Source organism: Plasticicumulans sp. (genome assembly GCF_035331805.1).
Taxonomy (GTDB): Bacteria; Pseudomonadota; Gammaproteobacteria; order Competibacterales; family Competibacteraceae; genus Plasticicumulans.
In genome coordinates this window covers 1-2,600 of sequence record NZ_DAOLKE010000437.1, presented here as the reverse complement: position 1 = coordinate 2,600, position 2,600 = coordinate 1, and the positions used below count along the sequence as shown (strand labels likewise).

The following is a 2,600-nucleotide window of genomic DNA, read 5'->3' as shown; positions in this document are numbered from 1 at the left end:
TCCCCCCGTCCGGAGTCCCGCCTCGATGAGCCTGCCGCTCGCGATCCTCGTGCTGCTGTTCGCCGTGCTTGCCTGCGGTGCGGTGTCGCGGCGCAGCGCCATGCCGCTGCCGCTGCTGCTGATCCCGGCCGGCACGCTGCTGGCGCTGGTGCCGGGCATGCACGCGGTCGCGCCCGATCCCGAGACCTTCTTTCTGGTGTTCGTGCCGCCGCTGCTGTTCGCCGATGCCTGGCTGATCCCGAAGCGCGAGTTCCTGAACCTGCGCTATCCGATCCTCGGGCTGGCGCTCGGGCTCGTGCTCTGCACGGTGCTCGCGACCGGCTACCTCGTGCACTGGCTGATCCCGTCGGTGCCGCTCGCGGCCGGCTTCGCGCTCGGGGCGGTGATCTCGCCGACCGATGCGGTCGCGGTGTCGTCGATCACCGAGCGGCTGCGGCTGCCGGCGCGGCTGACGCATCTCCTCAACGGCGAAAGCCTGATCAACGATGCCTCGGGGCTGGTGGCGTTCCGCTTCTCGGTCGCCGCGGCGCTGACCGGCAGCTTCTCGGCCGGCGCGGCGGCGGCGAACTTCATGCTGGTCGCCGTCGGCGGCGTGCTCGCCGGGCTGGCGGCGACCTGGGTGCTCGGGCGGCTGCGGCGCGGGCTGTCGCACCGTGGCTGGGCCGATGAATCGATCTCGACCGGCCTGACGCTGCTGGCGCCGTATGCGTCCTATCTGGCGGCCGAATCGCTGCATCTGTCCGGCGTGCTCGGCGCGGTCGCCGGCGGCTGGTACGCGGCGATGCAGGAGGCGCGCGACACCAAGCCGTCCGAGCGCCTGGTCATGCTCAACGTCTGGCAGCTGCTGCTGTTCTTCTTCAACGGTCTGGTGTTCGTGCTGCTCGGCCTGCGCCTGCCCGAGGTGCTCGAAGGCGTCGCCGGCCAGCCATGGCCGATGCTTGCCGGCGGCGCGCTGGCGATCACGGCCGTGGCGATGCTGATCCGGCTGGTCTGGGTGTTCCCGGCCTCGCGCGCGATGCTCTGGCTGACGCGCCGGCATGCGCCGCAGACGCCGGTGCCGCCGTGGCGGCAGGTGCTGGTGGCCGGCTGGGCAGCCCCGCGCGGGGCGATCACGCTGGCGGCGGCGCTGTCGCTGCCGGCCGGCGGCTTTCCGGAGCGCGAGCTGCTGGTGTTCTACGCGAGCGCGGTGATCGTGCTGACGCTGGTCGTCAACGCGCTGACGCTGCCGGCGCTGATCCGCCGGCTCGGCCTGCGCGCCGACGACGTGCAGTTGCGCGAGATGCGCAGCGCCCACGTCGCGCTGGCGCAGGCGGCGATCCGGCGGCTGCGCGCCGCGCTCGACCTGCAGCACGCCGAGCACGAGATGCGCTACACGCAGCGGCTGATCGAGGACTACGAGCGGCGCATCGGCCGCCACTGCGGTCGCTCGGCCGAGGAGGCGATGCGCATCGCGCCGGAGTTCGAGACCGAGATCAGCCTGCGCCGGCTCGGCATCGCCGCCGAGCGGCGCGAGCTGCGCCGGCTGCGGCGCGAGGCGCTGATCAGCGACGAGGTCATCCGCGATCTGCTGCACGATCTCGACCTGCGCGAGGTCGGCCTCGACAGCGTCGCCCGCCAGCCCTCGGCGGCATCCGCGCGCGCCGCCGAAGCGTAAAGTCAGGCTCCCCCCGCCGCCGGAACGCATTCCAGGGACCCGCCGCCATGCACGCCACGCGCCCGCTGCTCGATGCCATCGATTTCCCGGCGCTGCGCCGCCGCCGGCTCGAAACCGTGCAGGCCAACCTCGGCTACCGCTGCAACCAGGCCTGCCTGCACTGCCACGTCAACGCCGGCCCGACGCGGCGCGAGGAAATGTCGCGCGACACCGCCGAAGCCGTGCTCGAACTCGTCGCCGCGAGCGGCGCGACGACGCTCGACCTGACCGGCGGCGCGCCGGAGCTGAATCCGCACTTCCGCTGGCTGGTCGAAACCGCCCATGCGCGCGGCGTGCAGGTGATGGATCGCTGCAACCTGACCATCCTGTCCGAGCCCGGCCACGAGGATCTGGCGGGCTTTCTCGCCGCGCACCGGGTCGAGGTCGTCGCCTCGCTGCCGTGCTACCTCGAAGACAACGTCGACGGTCAGCGCGGCGCCGGGGTGTATGCGCGCAGCATCGCCGGCCTGCGGCAGTTGAACGCGCTCGGCTACGGCGACGGCCGTTCCGGGCTGATGCTGAATCTGGTCTACAACCCGACCGGCCCGTACCTGCCGCCGCCGCAGGCCGCGCTCGAAGCCGACTACCGGCGCGAACTCGGCGGGCGCCACGGCATCGTCTTCGACCGGCTGTTCACGCTCGCCAACATGCCGATCCAGCGCTTCGGCTCGACGCTGGTCTCGCACGGCGAGTTCGACGCCTACATGACGCTGCTGCGCGGTGCGCACCGCGACGACAACCTCGATCAGGTCATGTGCCGGACACTGGTGTCGGTCGGCTGGGACGGCACGGTCTACGACTGCGACTTCAACCAGATGCTCGGCCTGCCGCTCGCCGTGCCGGGCCGCACGCGCCCGCAGGTGCGCGACCTGATCGGCCGCGATCTCGCCGGCAACCCGATCGCGGT

2 protein-coding genes are annotated in these 2,600 nt (G+C 72.3%); both read left to right on the top strand.

Annotated features, from left to right (window positions below; translation table 11 throughout):
* Positions 1-1,654: Na+/H+ antiporter (locus PKE44_RS18060; RefSeq protein ID WP_324554021.1), on the top strand; the 1,654-nt coding region annotated here is incomplete at its 5' end.
* A gap of 47 nt (positions 1,655-1,701) precedes the next feature.
* Positions 1,702-2,600 (top strand): arsenosugar biosynthesis radical SAM (seleno)protein ArsS (arsS, locus tag PKE44_RS18055; protein ID WP_324554019.1); only part of this gene is annotated, 899 nt, incomplete at its 3' end.